Source organism: Actinomadura viridis (assembly GCF_015751755.1).
Classification (GTDB): domain Bacteria; phylum Actinomycetota; class Actinomycetes; order Streptosporangiales; family Streptosporangiaceae; genus Spirillospora; species Spirillospora viridis.
Genome location: NZ_JADOUA010000001.1, coordinates 7413552 through 7428567, shown reverse-complemented (window position 1 = coordinate 7428567; position 15016 = coordinate 7413552). Strand labels below are relative to the sequence as shown.

Sequence of the window (15016 nt, the reverse complement as noted above, 5' to 3'; positions counted from 1 at the left end):
GCGGCTGTGACAAGCCTTCACCGGGCGGAAGCCGGGTTGGAAGCCGGGTTGGAAGCCCAAGCGGGCCTGCACTTCCCTCGCGCGTCCGAGCTTGTGCCATGCTCCGCCAATGACTCCGCTGAAACTGATCGAAACCACGCCCGGAGCGTTCTCACTGCTGCTGAACGCAGGAACGACGCAAGTAGACGAACTCGTCGAGCACCTCGGCCACGAGCCGAACGGCTCCTTCTGGGAAGGTGTCGCGCGATTCCTCGTGAGCACTGAGGCAGAGAACCTCGAAGGGCGCTTCTCGTACGATCCGGAAGGCGGCATGTTCTGCGCCTACGGCAATGACCGAACAGCGCTTCAAGATCTGGGCGATCTGATGAGCATCGTTGCCAGGGACGGGGACCGCATGCGGAAGCTCATCATGACCGCCGAAGCAGCCGGCTTCGACTTCGACGACTGATCTTCGTCCATACCGCGGGTGACCGTGCGCACCTCCCTGAACCAGCACTATGGCGGCCTGATAAACGTCTGAGGCACAGGGTCGCCGTCGAATGTCGGTATCGGATGGCACACTCACGCGCCATGAACGACAGGGAAGGCGACCCGCTCGCCGGGCTGGACGACGTCGACTGGGCGCGCCTGGAGCACGCTTACGGCCCGGCCGAGGACGTTCCCGATCTGCTCCGGGCGCTCGCATCGGAGTCGGCGAGCGAGCGCGAAAAGGCCCTGAACGAGTTGTACGGCAACATCTTCCACCAGGGCAGCCGGTACGAGGCGACCGCGCACGCCGTACCGTTCCTGGCCGCGCTGGCCGATGACCCCCGGGTCCAGGACCGAGCCGACATCGTGCGCCTACTCTGCTCGATCGCCATCGGCTACGACGAGCCGTACCTGCCCAGCGGCGTCGACATCGCCGAATGGCGCGCGGACGTCGAGAGGATGCGTACCGCCGACCCCGACGAAGAGCTGCGCCGAATTGAGCAGTGGGTCGCGGAGGCCACCGACGAGGGCGAGCGCAGAGTACGCGAGATGCGTCTCGCCGTATACGACCCCGACCAGTCCCTGCGGCATGCCGATGCCGAACTCGGCGCGTACGACGCCGTCCGCGCCACCGTTCCCACGCTGCGCGACCTGCTCGGCGCCCCTGACCCGGAGACCCAGGCCGCTGCGGCGTACACGCTGGGCTGGTTCCCGGAGGAGGCGGCCGGGACGCTGCCCGCGCTGCGGTCACTGCTGAAGCCAGAAGTCGTCCCCGGGGTGGCGGCGAACGTGATCCTCTCCGCGGGCCTGCTGGACGGCCATGACCTCGTACCGCAGCTCCGCGCCTTCCTGACCGGGGAGAACGCGCTGCTCCGCTCTGCCGCCGCTATCGCACTGGCCAGGCTGGAGGTCACCGACCAGGAGGTTCTCGACGTGCTGGAGGCGGCCGCCGCGCAGCCTCCGGAGCCCTCCACACCCAACATCCACCACCTGTACGGCGCTGTGCGCGGATACGCGACGATCACGCTTGCGGCGGTCGAGGAGCAGGCGCATCCGAGGCTTCTGGGCGCCATGCTCAAAGGGCTGGCGCTCAGCTCCGGGCCCGCTGCGTTCCCCACGGCCGAGGCCGTGCTGCAGCACGTGTTCGGAAAGCCGGGGACCTCGCCGCTGCCGCCGTACGAGGATCTGACCGAACCGCAGCAGCGCGCCGTGCGGACACTGGCCGAGATGGGGGACGACACCTGGTGCTGGGGCAACTTCATGCTGATTCTCAGCGCCTGGAAGCTTCCGTCCAAGCAAGCGGAGTGCCGTGCATACGTGGGGCTTGACCAGGACGGGCGCGAGCACGTTCCCGGCTCACCATGAATGGCGCCCGGCAAGGCTCCAAGCAGGGACGATCAACGCCCAGTGGCTTGTAAGCCGTACCGCTGGTGTGGCCGTCACCGGCTGAGTTCCCCTGCGGGGGGATCCCTCCTCAGCGGCTCGCTCGCCGTACCGAGCTCTTGGCGAGCGGCCTCCATGAACGCGAAGCGGAGTTCACGCTTGGGCCGTGCGCCCGCCTCCGCGGCCTGTCCCCGAAGCAGCGCGTGGAGGGCCAGAGTGTAGTCGTGGGCTGCCTGGGCGACCTGAGGCGTGCACACGAGTTCCGGGACCTTCTTAGCGAGCCAAAGCGTGTGCAGGTGTTGCCACTTCTCCGACTCCTCAAGCTGCTCTCCCATGGAGAGGCGGTCCAAGCACAGTTCTACCTGCTGGGCCGCGGACAGGAACTCCATGAGCGCTTCCTTGCGCTCCCCGCGTTCCGCGCTGGCCTGCTCGAACCGCGCGCGTCGTGCCTCCACCCGTGTGGAGAGGTATTGCCCGACCAGGGTTCCGGCGGAACCGAGAGCCACTCCTGCCAGTGGCAGGATTGTCGTTGACACGCTCATGCCGCTAAGACGGCGGATGCTGATCACCGGTTCCCGTACCCGGGGCGTGTACACCGCCGCTTCGCTCCGGCGTGCTCGTTCGCGCGAACGGTGTGAATGTGCGCCCCGGCTCGCGGGTGGAGCTGGGGTCGCCGAGTCCTTTCCAAAGAACGGGCAGTCACGGGCGAGACCTGCGCTGCCCCCCGACAGACGGGCGCAAGCCGGTGGTAGCCGACCCGGAACCTGCCCCACCCGCCAGGAAGGCGCTAATCAATGGGATACGGACGAGATTCGCCGTTGCGCGCAGAGACCGACTCGATTCCTAGAGCCAAGGGACTGCGCAGACCACTCCGAGCAGCAGCTCCCATCCCCCAGCGCACTCGGCCACGTGCCAGCAGCCTGCCGAGCAGTACCGGCCCTTGTCGGCGACCTCCTAGTTCGGGCTGCGAGATCTGACCAACCGTCCGGTGAGGGCGGTCCTCCTACGGTGGCGTCTGCTTGCGTTGCCGTCATCACCTCGGCCCTGCCCGGTCTTCCCTTGTCGTTCGCATCGCTCGATCGTGGAGTCTGCCGGTGTTAATGATCTTCTCTCGCGCGGCTTGCCGGGAAGGCGCTAGAGGCCGAGTGCCGTAGGACCGCGGGGAACGGGGAATCGGTACGGAACGTCGGCGGTGATCGCTACCGTGCCGGGATGAGTGGATCGATTCCTCGGCATGTGCTGTGCGTACTCGGCTCCGGGCTGGACCTTTCGGAGATGGAACGGATCGCCGCCGACTTCGGTGGTCTCGTCCTCGACCGCGAGTACTCCGGGGCCAAGCCCGATCCTCGGATGCCGGAGGCGTTCGAGGCGTGTATGGCGGCGGCCTCGTTCGATGAGGCGGACTGGGCCGCCGTGGAGTCCCACGACACCGTCGGTTACCTGCTGTCCGCGCCGATGATGCGGGATCTGGCGGCCGACACTTCACGGCGGGTGCTGGCGGCGACGGCCGCTCTGTTGCGGTCCGGCGCCGCTGCGGTGAAGAACGAGAGCAGTGGAATCACGCACGGCCGGGACCGCTGGCTCTCGCTGGCCGACCGAGTGGCCGACGCCAAGGACGAAGACCTGGCCGGCGACCTCGTCGCCGCCTGGGTGAAACTGCCGATCTACGACGGTCGGGTGCTCTACAGCTGCGGCATGCATCTGCTCGGCGCACCCGAAGTGGAGATCGAGGTCGACGAGGAGCATCAGGACGATCTGCCTGACCTGGTCACGCTGCTGGACGTGCTGGCGATCTACCTGCTGACCGATCCGCGTGCGCAGGAGATCGAGGACGGCGCCGGCTTCCGGATGACCAAGAACGCCCCCCGCCGGCTGCTGCGCACCGGCGCATGCGACCGCTACGACGAAGACGACTTGTTCTTCAACCCGTACGGATACGTCCGGCTTACCCGCCCCGAGTGACGGAGGCCCACCTCCGAAGAGCGTGGGCCGCCGCCACCTGCCTCATCGGCACCATCGGCTTCACCACTTCCTGCCTGCGGCGACGAGCCCGGATGCCCCACCAGACCGGGGGTGGAACTCTGCACGTTCAGCCGTACTTGGCTCGGCGCTGCAGAGCGTACGCCTGGGCCGGTTCGCCAGGCTGATATGTCGTCCGGGACGCCGGACCACCCGTTGTCAGTACGGCCGCAGGACCCGGCTCTTGAGCAACGTCAGGAAACGGGTCCGAGCCGATCGCTCGGCGATGACCGTGGCCGGCCATGGCCGGGACCTCTTCCGGCAAAGCCCTGATTTGCGGCGCCACCGCATCCACGATCGACTCCCTGCTCGCCCGCCGGTACTTCGGCGACCCTTCGGCCGTCAGCGCCCGCTTGACGGTGTTCTTCGAGATGCCCGTCCGACGAGCGATCCTTGATCGGCATGCCCTCGGCCCGGTGCAACCGGCGGATCTCCAACCTTGACCTCACGGGCGTCCACCACAACCGCTCCGCTACCGGCCCAACGTCGCGACCTGCCGGAGTGCTCGTTCGCGCGACGATGAGACTCCGTGACAGGCAGAACCGCGCGGAGGAAAGCTCCAGGGCGCAGGAGGTTCGGGCCGGCGTGCCCCCAAATTCCCTCGCTCTGTTGGCGACCACCGTGGGACCAGCCCCTCGGGTGAGGTCAGACGGTGCTTGACGCGTGCCTGCGGTGCACCTGGTTGTCGTCACTGTTCGGCCCACCGACCTCGGTCTTCCAACCGCCGGACGCGCCGCTCGTGTTGTCCGGCACGGCGTCGCTGGGCGCGGTCGATGAGCAGCGTCCGCGGGTCGGCCGCCAGTTCGTACAGCTCGACCTCGAACGGGTCGCTGTCGTACTCGATGAGACGGGCCAAAGCGTCCCTGCCCTGCTCGGCGGGTACTCGCCGGCGCACCTGCGCCCGCCAGATACGCCCGCTCGCCTCAGCTTCGTCCACGCCGTCGACCGTAACCGAGGGACGACAGGTGGCGCAGGACGAGAACACACGCGATCAGAAGACAGGCCGACCCGGAGCGCAGGGCCGGTCACGGCCCTGGCATCGGAAGCGGTGCGTCAGCACCTTGGCCTCAGCCCCAGCAAGCCGACAGGTTGACAGCCTTCCTGTCCAACTCCCATGACCTGCGTGTATGCCCACCTGCCGCCGGACTCCGGCACCCATGGGCACAAACCTGGCGCACAACTTGGTGACTGGTCGGCGCAGTCACGGGTCAGGAAGGCCCGGCTCCTCGCCTTCCAGGTGGAGGTCTGGCCGACGTCGCCCATCGGAGCCCCGAGTCCCTGAGCCGTTCTGCGTGGCCAAAGCACTGCCACCGATGCGGCAAGCTCTTTGAAGGCCGAAGAGAGGGCGATGCCGGGGATGAGCGATGTTCAGGGTGATCTCGTAATTCGGCCGGACTTCCGGACAGGGCTGATCGTTCTGGCCGTCATGGCGGTGGCCGCCGCGGTCATCGTCGCCGCGATCCTGATCGGCGACGCCCCGATCGCCTTCGCCCTGATCGTGGGCGGCCTGTTCGGCGTGCTGATCCCTCTGGCGCTCGGGGCCCTTCTCAGTGCCCGGATCACCCTGACGGCTCACGAACTCACCGTCCAGGGATTGTTCAGCCGAAAGTGCCAGCCACGTTCACGCGTCGCGGAGATGGTGCGCGCGAGCATCATCGCGCCCCGCGGAGGGGCGGGCGAGAGCCTGTTCGTGCTCGACGCACAAGGCAACCTGCTCACCAGGGTGCAGGGCAATCTCTACAGGCACGAAGATCTCGCCCGGTTGGTGAACGCGCTCGGCGTCCCGTGCAGCGGGCCCGACGGTCCCGTCAGCGCCAAGGAATTCGCCAAGACGTATCCGGGCCTTGTGTCGTGGACCGAGCAGCATCCCTACCGGATCGCCTTCGCGGTCGCCGGCGTCGTGTGCGCCGCAGCCATGGCGCTGGCACTCGTTTCGATCGCGACAGGGTCCTGACCCGTCCCGATCGGACGATGTCGCCCAACGCGAACTCCCACGAAGAGCGGTGCGGCACGTCGGTGAGCGATTCATCACGAGTCTGCGGAGCAAGCACATCCGTCCAGCACTGTCCGCTGACCTGCTAGGAAGCCCCCTCGAGCGTCCCTGGGTCCGCCCTCCTCCGCGCCCGTCCAGGCCCGGCGTCAGCACCTGCGTTAGCAAGCCAGAGCACCCCCGCGGTGCTCGTTCGCGCGCACACGCGAACGCAGTGGGGGCAGCGTCAGCCCCTTGACACGAACGCGCTTTACCGTCCTGCTCCTGCGCGGCCGTAAGGGGGCGCCGCGGCGCCCACCGGCCGGCCGGCAGGGACCGTTCACCGCACCGATCGCGGCCCGGCACCGCCCCTTGACGCTGGACAAGGCATTGCACCGACCGAGGCTCGCAGGGACAAGCCGACCCGGAGCGGGGCCGGCCACGGCCCGAGCATCGAAAACAGCGCGTCAGCCGATCGCCCCCAGCTACGGACAGCTTCCAGCCACCAACAGCGATGCCACGGCCGTCGTCTGATCCGCAGCAAGATCAGCGATCTCCACGCCCGTCCTCGCTCGTTCCGTGAGCTGAGCATCTACCGCACCGGATATCCGAGGGGCGAGGGGACCCGGAGCGCAGCGAAGCGAGCACCGGAAGCCCCCGCAGCAGTCCGCTGGCCGCATCCCCTGGCCATCCAGGCTCAGTTCGGTTGGCTGTAGATGTGGTTGTGGAGCATGGGTTCTGCCTCAAGGAGGTGGTCCACCACCTCCCAGTTTTCCTTCAACAATGGATGCGATAGGGCTTCTTCACGGGACAGCTTGTGCCCGAAGAAGGGTTGATCCGGTGCGGCGGCAGCGGCATTGACCAAAGTGCAGGCTGGAAGCGGGCTGTTCTGCACCGGCCCGACCCTGCAGCCGAAGGTGACCCGCCGCTCGCACGGGCCTGACAAGTGCTCGCCTCCCCATTCTTCATCAAAGATGACATCGATCCATGCTTCGTGGACGTTCTGGTGGTGATAGCAGGTGGCAAAGAAGATCGCGTACTTGCCGACCTCTTCCTTGTGCACGAAGCCGCGGGACTGTCGACGCTGGCCACCGCAGCAGTCGCACGTCGAGTCCTGGATGGTGTAGCCGGGATCGATCCAGAGCATCGGCACATTATGCCTGAGAGGCGCTTTCAGGATCCGTTGGTGTACTCCGGCCGTCCGCTGTCCGACGCTCCGCGCCACCGGAGCGGGGGCATTGATATGGTCACACGATGTCATCGTTCAGCGGCTGGGCTGTTATCGACCTGAAGGACGGGCGGGATCCCGAGGAATTCGCGCTCGCGCTCGCGGCCGCCCACCAGTCGGCCCTCGACGTCGTCACCGAAGGGGCGAGGGTCTTCGTTTTCGCCGACTTCGGCGTGACATTGCCCTCGGTGGTGGGAGAGCTGCTGCCGAGGTGGGGTGTTCGGGCGATCGCGGCCTCCGATTTCGACGAACACGGCGTGATCAACGAGGTTCTCGGCCCCGACGGCGCAGCCGTCCACGTCGCCTCGATCGAAGAGGAGGGCGAAGGTCTCCCGGACAACGACACGGCGGAGAGCCGACGGGCTGCGGCCGCGCTCTTCGGCGTGGAGCCGTCCGTCCTCGACGAGGTGTCGGAGACCTGGAGCGAAGAGGGCGCTCAACCGTCGGTGCTGGGCGTGCCCTACTTGAGGTGGTGGACGGCCCTTGGAGCCCCTTGGGCGCACCCGTTCGAGGGGACCACGGTCGAGTCCCAGACGGCATCCAGTTCCTAGGCTGTGTTCACAGTCCCAGGTAAGGCCCCGGGTTACCCACTCGCGGGGTACCTGAGGATGCCCTCGGGGCAGGCCTTGGCTGGCCTGCTCGCGGTTCTCGTAGCGCTGGCGACATGCTGTACAGCGCTCGACGTAGCCGGGTAGCTCGCGTGCCTCGAACTTGTCGGCAGACCAGTCCTCGTCACCCACACCTGGAGGGCACACGAACGTCCCAGCAGTACCGGACCGTCGGCGACGGTCGACTCGGACACGTTCGTGAACGGAGTCCTCGAAGGCGTCCAGGTGGCACCACTCGCTTCAGCCCGGTGAAAGTGGTCTCGGCAGCGGATCGGCACGACGGTGCTGAAGCGCCTTCCGAACGGCGAAGCCCAGCTTGCGGGATCGTATCCCTGAGCCGGGGCTTGGGTCATGCTGGAGCGAGTGACGGGAATCGAACCCGCGCTGTCAGCTTGGGGATCATTCGGATCTAGACCTCTGGAGCCGCTGACCTGGCGTTGCGACGTGCAGTGAGTGACCGTGAGCGCCCCCTTTTCCGCGTCTAATCGCTCGCTAATCATTCGTCACTAAAGCGTTGACCTGCTGCTCCTAGGCATCGTCATCGCTGATGGCCCACCTGGGCATAGGGCACCATGTCCCTATGGACCCAGAGAACTTGGTTGCACTGCTGGACCGTGATGAAGATGCCTACATCGCGTGCCGGGCTGCTCTGGTCAACGGGGCGGCCTTGGAAACCTCTGCTCGTCCGGTACCCGTTCCCGATCTCATCCCGACGTATACGGTTCGCGAAGCGAACACGCGCGAGAACGGCATACCGACCCTGGGTTTTGCTGACGCGCTGCACGATCTGCAAGCCTGTGAGCTGGGAGAAGTGCTCCTATGGAGCGTGGAGCAGCGCGACCCGGCTTATTACTTCCTACTTTTCGTGAGCCCGAATGAGCAGGCCGTAATCGCATGCATCGGTGTGAGCCAAGATCCAGCCACTGGCAGGACAGCGGTCGGTCGCTCCGCCCCAGCTAGACCCGTACGTCATTGATCGTCGACATAGGCCGTTGTGTGCCTGTGTTGCTGTACTTTCCTGCTGTACAACGGGCAGAGCTGACACGTCCCGGCCTGGTCCTCGCGCATAGGCACGCATCGCTCCAGGGCGCTTGCCACGCGGACGGCGCGAAGGTAGGGCAGGGTTAGCCAGGTGGATGAGCGTTTTGGTCCGGGGCCTGGACGACATGCAGGCGGCGGGCCACTGGGGTCGCGGTCAGGCCGTACAAGGTCGCCGTCGCGACGATCACTAGGAAGGTGACAGGCAGGATCTTGGAGGCGCCGCCGATTCCCTGCGTGGCGAGTTGGGTGGAGAACGTGGAGGCGGTGGCGGCAGCGACGATGCCGCACGGATCCATCCAGCCGATGAAGCACCACTCGCCGGTCGTCAGGCCCGTTCCGCGCGTGGACAGGTAGGCCAGGAGTGGTCTGACGAGCAGGACCAGGGCGGCCACCAGTCCCAGGGCCGGGAGCGCCACCTCGGCGACCGGCTGTGGAGTGATCGTTGCCGAGATGGAGATGAAGAGCAGGCCGATGATCAGCTGGACGAGCAGCTCGGAGATCCGCCTGCGTTCGGGCAGGTCGAAGATCTTCAGGTTGACCACGGCCAGTCCCATGATGATCGCCGCCAGCAGGCCGGCGTCGTCGCGGGCGATGTCGCAGGCGGCCAACACGGTGATCACGATGGCGAGTTGCGCGAGACTGGGGAGCACCTCACCGGGCCGGAGCCTTCGCATCAGCAGCCACAGCAGTCCTGCCCCGACGATGCCGTCGGCCAGGCCGACTCCGATGCTGAGGGCGAACTCCAGCACGTGCGCGCCGGAGCCTACGCGGGCCTTCTGAAGGACGGCGCCGAACACCACCGCGCCCAGGATGCCGCCGATCGGATCGACCGGTGAGCCCTCCCAGACCAGGATTCGCCGCACCCGCCGACAGACCGAGCAGCGGCGCTGCCAGCAGTGCGGCGCTCGTCATCGTGAACGGCACGACGAGTACGATCAGCCTGACCACGGTGCGGCGGGTATCTCCCTTGAGCTTTCGCAGATCCAGTCCCAGCCCGGAGTCGTAGAGGATCAACGCGACGGATAGCGATACCAGGGGTTCGAACGCCGCCCCCAGCAGCCGATGGGGATGGATGTCATCGGTCAGCGCACCCGCGGCGAAACCGGTCGGGAGCAGGATGACCAAAGAGGGGATGCGCAACCGGCCCGCCAAGAGCTGGGAGCCGACCGCAAGCGCGATGGTCAGCCCCAGCCCGAAAAAGATCTCATCGGTTGTCAGGCCCCGTCCCCGTCCACCGGCCCCGCGCGAACCTGGCCATTCAGACGCCCGGTGACCATGCCAGTACCAGCGACGCTCCGGAATTGGGACGCTACTAGAAGTAAGATGACAGGCTGGCGCGGACACACCGGTTCTCGGCCCGCCGCAGGTGCTCCAAACCGGCTGCAATGCTGTGAACATCTCCCGCCTCAGCAACTCCGTCGACGTCAACCGCCAACGTTTCGCCTGATATGCCTGGCGCGTCGGTCCGGAGTGCTCATCTGCGCGAACGGCGAGGCGGTGTGACAGACAGAATCGCGCGGATGAGCACCCCGGCTCGCGGGGTCCAGGGGGCAGCGCAGCCCCGTGGTTCGAGCTCGCCCGGCCGGCCTTGCCACAGCCTGTTCATGGGCATCTCGCCTGATCTAGCGGGTGTGGTAGGTGACCGTGCGCTTGATGTCCCACCCATGGTGGTGAGCGTCGTGGGCATTGGTACGAGCGACGTTACGCGCCGGTTGCGCACCACGTTCAGGGTGCGCCAAGACGACTTCGGATTCGATCGCCAGGTCCATGGCCTGCGTCCACGCTTCTACAGCCAGGCGCAGGGACCAAAGCGCACCCGACACAGGGAGCAGGTTGTAGGCGCGTGCTCGACTTAGAAGGACGTCGTCGTAACCGTGAATCGCCGCATCACCCGTCAGGGCGGCGCTGACCAGTCGTTCAGCCCAGATGCGCAGATTGTCAGTGACATGGCAGATGTAAGCTCCGGCAGTCCACTCAAGGTCAGGATGCCGAAGTGTGGGGCTGTGCCCGCCAAGTAGTTCGGTATACAACTGCGGGATGGTCCCGACCAGGTCAATGGCCGCCTCATGCGTGATCGACCAGTCGTAGCCGCATTCGCGACATGGATCTCCGTAGCGGGCGGAGCCCCAGTCCTCCATGGCGCGGGAGCTTAGCAACCAATGGGTTCAACAGTGCTGCCTGCTAGTCGTCCGGCGCGTTATCGCACCGCTCTGCCTGGCTTCTCAGGGTCTCCGTTGCTGGGTGGGGCGGGCGTGGCCGGGCTGCGAGACGGGACCGGACGGAACAGGCCGCATCCCGGCACGCAGAGCCAGGCGCGGCGCCCGGTGACCCGCGCAGCGGGGCGCCCTCGAAGACGTATTGAAAGTCCTCATCCGGCGCGTTGACCTGGTGCTGCCTGGGACTCAGGTGCCTTGGCCGCCGACGGGTGGAGGCTCTCGTCCAAGCCGAACGCGCTCAGGACGGTAAGGAGGACGGCGGCGCCGCTGGGGCACTGGTGCCCGTGGCTTAATGGCCCGTTAATGGCCCGCCGGTCCACCGGCCCGGACAACATCAAGACCCAGGTTGGAGATTCCACCTCTGACCTGGACCTTCGCATATCCGAGCGGGTGACGGGAATTGAACCCGCGCTGTCAGCTTGGGAATCATTCGGACCTTGGCCCTCATGGCTGCTGAGCGGGCATGGAACCTTGCCGCGAGTAACCGTGAACGGCCCCTGGTTCACCGTGGCTAATCGTTCGCTGATCGCTCGTCGCCTGGCCTGGCACATCCTTGGACATCGTCGCCGCTGTTGCTCTACTTTCTGCTATACGCATGAGTGTCCTCGGGCCTGGCCTCGAGCAACATGCGGCAGGACTGCACCTGGCCATGGAGTGCCTGGGTGGGCCTGTGAAACCATCTGTGTGGGCTGAAGCGCGGCCTTCCCCTCACCGACACATATCGTCGATGAGGTCTGAGAATTCCGGGAACTCCCCCTGGGCCGCTGCCACGATCTCCTTCGCGCTGCGGCTTCTCCCCGGCGCGTACCGTTCCGCGATCGCTTGGAACGCCTCGTTCGGCTGCCCGCCATGACCTGGATCGGTGAATGCCTCTTGCGGGCCCAAGCCGTATGCGAACAACCAGAGCAAGTCGCCGAGATCACGCGCTATCACGCCGCACTCCCCCTCGGAACCGAGGTAGACAACAGGCTGCTCGGTGATGGGCGCGTCAGGCCGGACCAGCCAGAGACCGACATAGTCGCCTGACCCAGTAGAGCCGAAGAAGCGGAACTGGCTGCCATCAACCTCGTCGTTACCGGTCCACAGACGAAACCACCCCGCGGTCCTCTCCGGCGCCTCGAACCGTTCGTAAGGCTGGAAATCACAGCCCCGCGCCTCGTCGGCTTCTTCGTCCCACTCCCACTCAAAGCCGATCTCAAGCACCTCGGCCAAAGCGATGGGCAGTGCCAGATCGCCAGGTGTGTCCGTCATCCTGCGAGGCTAACTCACCTCACACCCGGGAGTCGGGAGGCTTTGGACTTCCAACCATCTGATCCATAGCAACTGGCATGCCCCCTGGCGCTTCGTCCCAGCTAACGCCCTGCCCCCAACCTGTCATCACGGCGCAGAACGCCCGGCTCATGGTCAAGATCCTCGACCGGCCGGACATCGACCGCTGGGCGGTCCGTGCCGCTCTACCGGCGGCTGTTCCCAAACGGCCTACCTGACCGGCAGCGTTAATCATGTACACAGAGCTACCGGAGAACTGCTGCACCGCTGCTCCATCATCACTGAGCCGGTTACCAGCGGCGCGGAGTCGTCCGCTTCCCCGCCCGGCCGGGACGGACCCTCGGCTCCTGGATGACGCCGTCCAGCACTCTGCGGCGACCGTGTCGGTCACGACACCGACGGCTCCGAGCATGCCGGCGAGCGTCCTGTCGTGGGGCTGTCGGGTGGACGTACGCACGTCATCTCTTCGGGCGTACCCGCACAACAGGCCGCGGCGGGCTACGTCGCCGAGTAGCCACCGTTCGCCAAGCGTTCGTCGGTGGTAGGGCTGAAACGATCAAGGCCCAGTGCTGGGGATCATGTCCCTGGCCTGGGCCTTCGGCGTGGAGCGGGTGACGGGAATCGAACCCGCGCTGTCAGCTTGGGAATCAGTCCAGTCCGCCCCGATCCACCCGCTGACCTGCCCTCGACACCTCCCCCGAGTGACCGCGATTGACCCTCGATCACCGCCCCTAATTGCACGCCACCGTAGCCGCTGAGCTGCGCGTCTTCGACCTACTCGGAGCGGCGACAGCACCGCAGATCATCACAGGGCAAACAGACCCGGAGCGCAGGGCCGGCCACGGCCCGAGCACCGGAAGCCGTGCGGCAGCGATCGCCCCCAACCACGCAACCCACCTCGTCCACGCTGTAGCGATCGTAGGGCGTCACCATCGCCGTCTGATCCGTAGCAAGATCGACGCCGTCCAGCTCCGTCCACATTTGTCCCCCGACCTGGCCGCGCCCCTCCCGCACGTCCGTCGCCGTCCAGCCCGATCCAGCGCCGTTGTTAGCACCAGCATGCCGACCGTCCCGGAGGGCGCGCCCGCGCGAACGGCGGGACGCTGTGACAGACAGCTTCGCGCGGGCGCACCCTCCGGCCCGCGGGGGGCTGGGGGCCGCGAGGCCCCCGCTTCACGCTCGCCCAACTTGTCGAAACAACGCGGATCTAACCGGCCGGAAGAACCTCCCTAGTGAGGCTCTTCCTGTTGCCCTTCCCCGTCATCTCCAGAAATGGAGGGCATTTGATTTGGACCAGTTGATGAGCTCCGAATGTCTTCCCCGTGAACCTGGATCACGTTCCCATGAAAATCCCTGCCAGCGGTGACATCTCTCCCGAACATCATCTGCTGGGCGGGAATAGAAACCTGCTCCTCGGCATGAGGGACTACATTGCCGTTAATTTTCCAGCGTAGATAGAAGGCAAAATATGGGTCTGATATGTGAAGTGTCGACAAGCTTTCGTCGTAATCGACTACCGGCTCACCTTCAATTTCACGCTTAGCAATTTTTGACATTTCCTCTAGGACTCGCGTCACCTCATGCCGTTGAGGTAGGTCATCGTTTAAAACATTGCGAAGTGCCGTACGCAGCCCTTCATATGTGAGAGATGTTAGCGGACCCGTGAACGCTATTGCATACAGCACTGCACCATAAATATCCGTTGGCGTGCCGCCATGAAGAATGCGAGGCTTTCGATCAGTTCTCTGACGTGGCCCCCTTGCCAACATCTCGAAGGCTGTTTTCGAGGTCGAAGAGGAACGGGCAGCAAAGAACTCGGTCCACTTGGGGGATTTCAACTTACTGCCAAGCCTGGGCTTCTCGCGTATATTGTTATACTTGCAGACTTGTAGACAAAAGTCCTGCATTAGATGAGGACTTGAGAAACTCTCGCTAGCTAGGCGCTTAGCTATTTCGTCGTTTGCGTCAGTGACGTTCAACGCGGAGAAGCCTTGCCGGGCAATCTCGATCAGTTCTTCCGAGGACCAGAATCCTACTTCGAGCTGCTCAACTCTGCCGGTCATCTCCTTCTCCACTCGAACGACATCGTATGCCCGATGAGGGACGGCGATAACGATCACGGGAACACCATCGAAGACTAGATCTTTGAGACCTCGAACTATCTGAAGCTGCACGTCTGGGTCAATGTAATGGAAGTCGTCGATAACCAGAGGATATAGCCCAGTGCGCAGGCCTTCTCGCGCGGCAGCGGCGATGGGTCGGTTTCGAAGAATTCGATTTCCGCTCGTATAACTAGTGCCACTCTGGCCGTCGCGCCCCGTTTTTATAAGGGCGACGCCTATCTCACCTTTAGTGGTGCGATTCTCCGTTTCAGCGCTGGAGTCCGTGACTTCAATCTCGGTGAACAAGCTGAGTTTATCCGCAATTTGCGACCAAAAATCGCCGAGATCATTTATTGAACCGCCCGACAGCCAGATCGCGTCTTTGTCGCGCAACATCCTTCTCATAAGAACGGTCTTGCCGGTCTTAGTAGGTCCTGACACCGAAAGGATGCGATGTCTTTCATCTAGGTAGTCGAGTACCTTCTGCTCCAGATTGCTCTGGCTGCGCTTGATATACGTCAGGGTCGGAAGGCCGCCAGCCACGAAGACCTGACCCGCTTTGACCGTTTCGCGTCGCGCCATGTAGTAAGTGTAGAGCCAGCACGGGCATGTGTGGCGTCTCTCTGTCAAAGCCATGAAGATCAATTACTTGGTCTTCTATGTACATGGCGGGCGGTCGACGCGGTGCGGCGGGACCGGACGGGACAGGCCGC

General features: G+C 65.1%; 13 protein-coding genes and 1 pseudogene. 6 read left to right on the top strand and 8 right to left on the bottom strand.

Annotated features, from left to right (window positions below; translation table 11 throughout):
* Window positions 1–109 precede the first annotated feature (109 nt).
* Both IW256_RS33730 and IW256_RS33725 read left to right on the top strand, forming a co-directional pair.
* Entirely contained in the window at window positions 110–448 is a 339-nt protein-coding gene (locus IW256_RS33730; protein ID WP_197014790.1) for an Imm51 family immunity protein, read from the top strand.
* Between the two features lie 122 nt (window positions 449–570).
* Window positions 571–1833: a HEAT repeat domain-containing protein gene (locus IW256_RS33725; protein WP_231404043.1), complete on the top strand. Its 1263-nt coding sequence runs from the start codon at window positions 571–573 to the stop codon at window positions 1831–1833.
* Between the two features lie 74 nt (window positions 1834–1907).
* Here the strand turns inward: IW256_RS33725 and IW256_RS33720 are convergent, their stop codons facing one another.
* A complete protein-coding gene (locus tag IW256_RS33720) occupies window positions 1908–2393 on the bottom strand; it encodes a hypothetical protein (RefSeq protein WP_197014788.1) in 486 nt (161 codons plus the stop codon).
* A gap of 733 nt (window positions 2394–3126) precedes the next feature.
* Here IW256_RS33720 and IW256_RS33715 point away from each other — a divergent pair.
* Window positions 3127–3813 (top strand): hypothetical protein, encoded by a 687-nt coding sequence (locus tag IW256_RS33715; protein ID WP_197014787.1) that lies wholly within the window; start codon window positions 3127–3129, stop codon window positions 3811–3813.
* A 163-nt stretch (window positions 3814–3976) separates the two neighbouring features.
* On the opposite strand, the pseudogene IW256_RS41720 reads toward IW256_RS33715, so the two are convergent.
* Window positions 3977–4274, bottom strand: a pseudogene (locus tag IW256_RS41720) (IS21 family transposase); the annotation flags it as partial.
* Between the two features lie 284 nt (window positions 4275–4558).
* A complete protein-coding gene (locus tag IW256_RS33705) occupies window positions 4559–4807 on the bottom strand; it encodes a hypothetical protein (protein ID WP_197014785.1) in 249 nt (82 codons plus the stop codon).
* 420 nt (window positions 4808–5227) lie between these two features.
* Here IW256_RS33705 and IW256_RS33700 point away from each other — a divergent pair, with 420 nt between their 5' ends.
* Window positions 5228–5824, top strand: a complete 597-nt coding sequence (locus tag IW256_RS33700; RefSeq protein ID WP_197014784.1) for a hypothetical protein — start codon at window positions 5228–5230, stop codon at window positions 5822–5824.
* A 712-nt stretch (window positions 5825–6536) separates the two neighbouring features.
* On the opposite strand, the gene IW256_RS33695 is transcribed toward IW256_RS33700, so the two are convergent.
* Complete coding sequence (locus tag IW256_RS33695) at window positions 6537–6986, bottom strand: hypothetical protein (RefSeq protein ID WP_197014783.1); 450 nt, start codon at window positions 6984–6986, stop codon at window positions 6537–6539.
* A gap of 107 nt (window positions 6987–7093) precedes the next feature.
* On the opposite strand from IW256_RS33695, the gene IW256_RS33690 reads away from it, so the two are divergent.
* Together IW256_RS33690 and IW256_RS33685 are read left to right on the top strand one after the other, a co-directional pair.
* The gene (locus tag IW256_RS33690) at window positions 7094–7618 is read left to right on the top strand and encodes a hypothetical protein (RefSeq protein WP_197014782.1); all 525 of its coding nucleotides are present in this window, start codon (window positions 7094–7096) and stop codon (window positions 7616–7618) included.
* 637 nt (window positions 7619–8255) lie between these two features.
* Window positions 8256–8651, top strand: coding sequence for a hypothetical protein (locus tag IW256_RS33685; RefSeq protein WP_197014781.1), 396 nt, complete (start codon window positions 8256–8258; stop codon window positions 8649–8651).
* A 148-nt stretch (window positions 8652–8799) separates the two neighbouring features.
* Here IW256_RS33685 and IW256_RS33680 read toward each other — a convergent pair whose 3' ends face one another.
* The 4 genes from IW256_RS33680 to IW256_RS33660 form a co-directional block, all read right to left on the bottom strand.
* Complete coding sequence (locus IW256_RS33680; RefSeq protein ID WP_231404042.1) at window positions 8800–9579, bottom strand: cation:proton antiporter; 780 nt, start codon at window positions 9577–9579, stop codon at window positions 8800–8802.
* Window positions 9580–10338: 759 nt separating this feature from the next.
* The gene (locus IW256_RS33670; RefSeq protein ID WP_197014778.1) at window positions 10339–10854 is read right to left on the bottom strand and encodes a hypothetical protein; all 516 of its coding nucleotides are present in this window, start codon (window positions 10852–10854) and stop codon (window positions 10339–10341) included.
* A gap of 786 nt (window positions 10855–11640) precedes the next feature.
* On the bottom strand, window positions 11641–12183 hold the full coding sequence (locus IW256_RS33665; protein ID WP_231404041.1) for an SMI1/KNR4 family protein: 543 nt from the start codon (window positions 12181–12183) through the stop codon (window positions 11641–11643).
* Window positions 12184–13430: 1247 nt separating this feature from the next.
* Window positions 13431–14885: an ATP-binding protein gene (locus IW256_RS33660; protein WP_197014777.1), complete on the bottom strand. Its 1455-nt coding sequence runs from the start codon at window positions 14883–14885 to the stop codon at window positions 13431–13433.
* Between the last annotated feature and the right edge of the window lie 131 nt (window positions 14886–15016).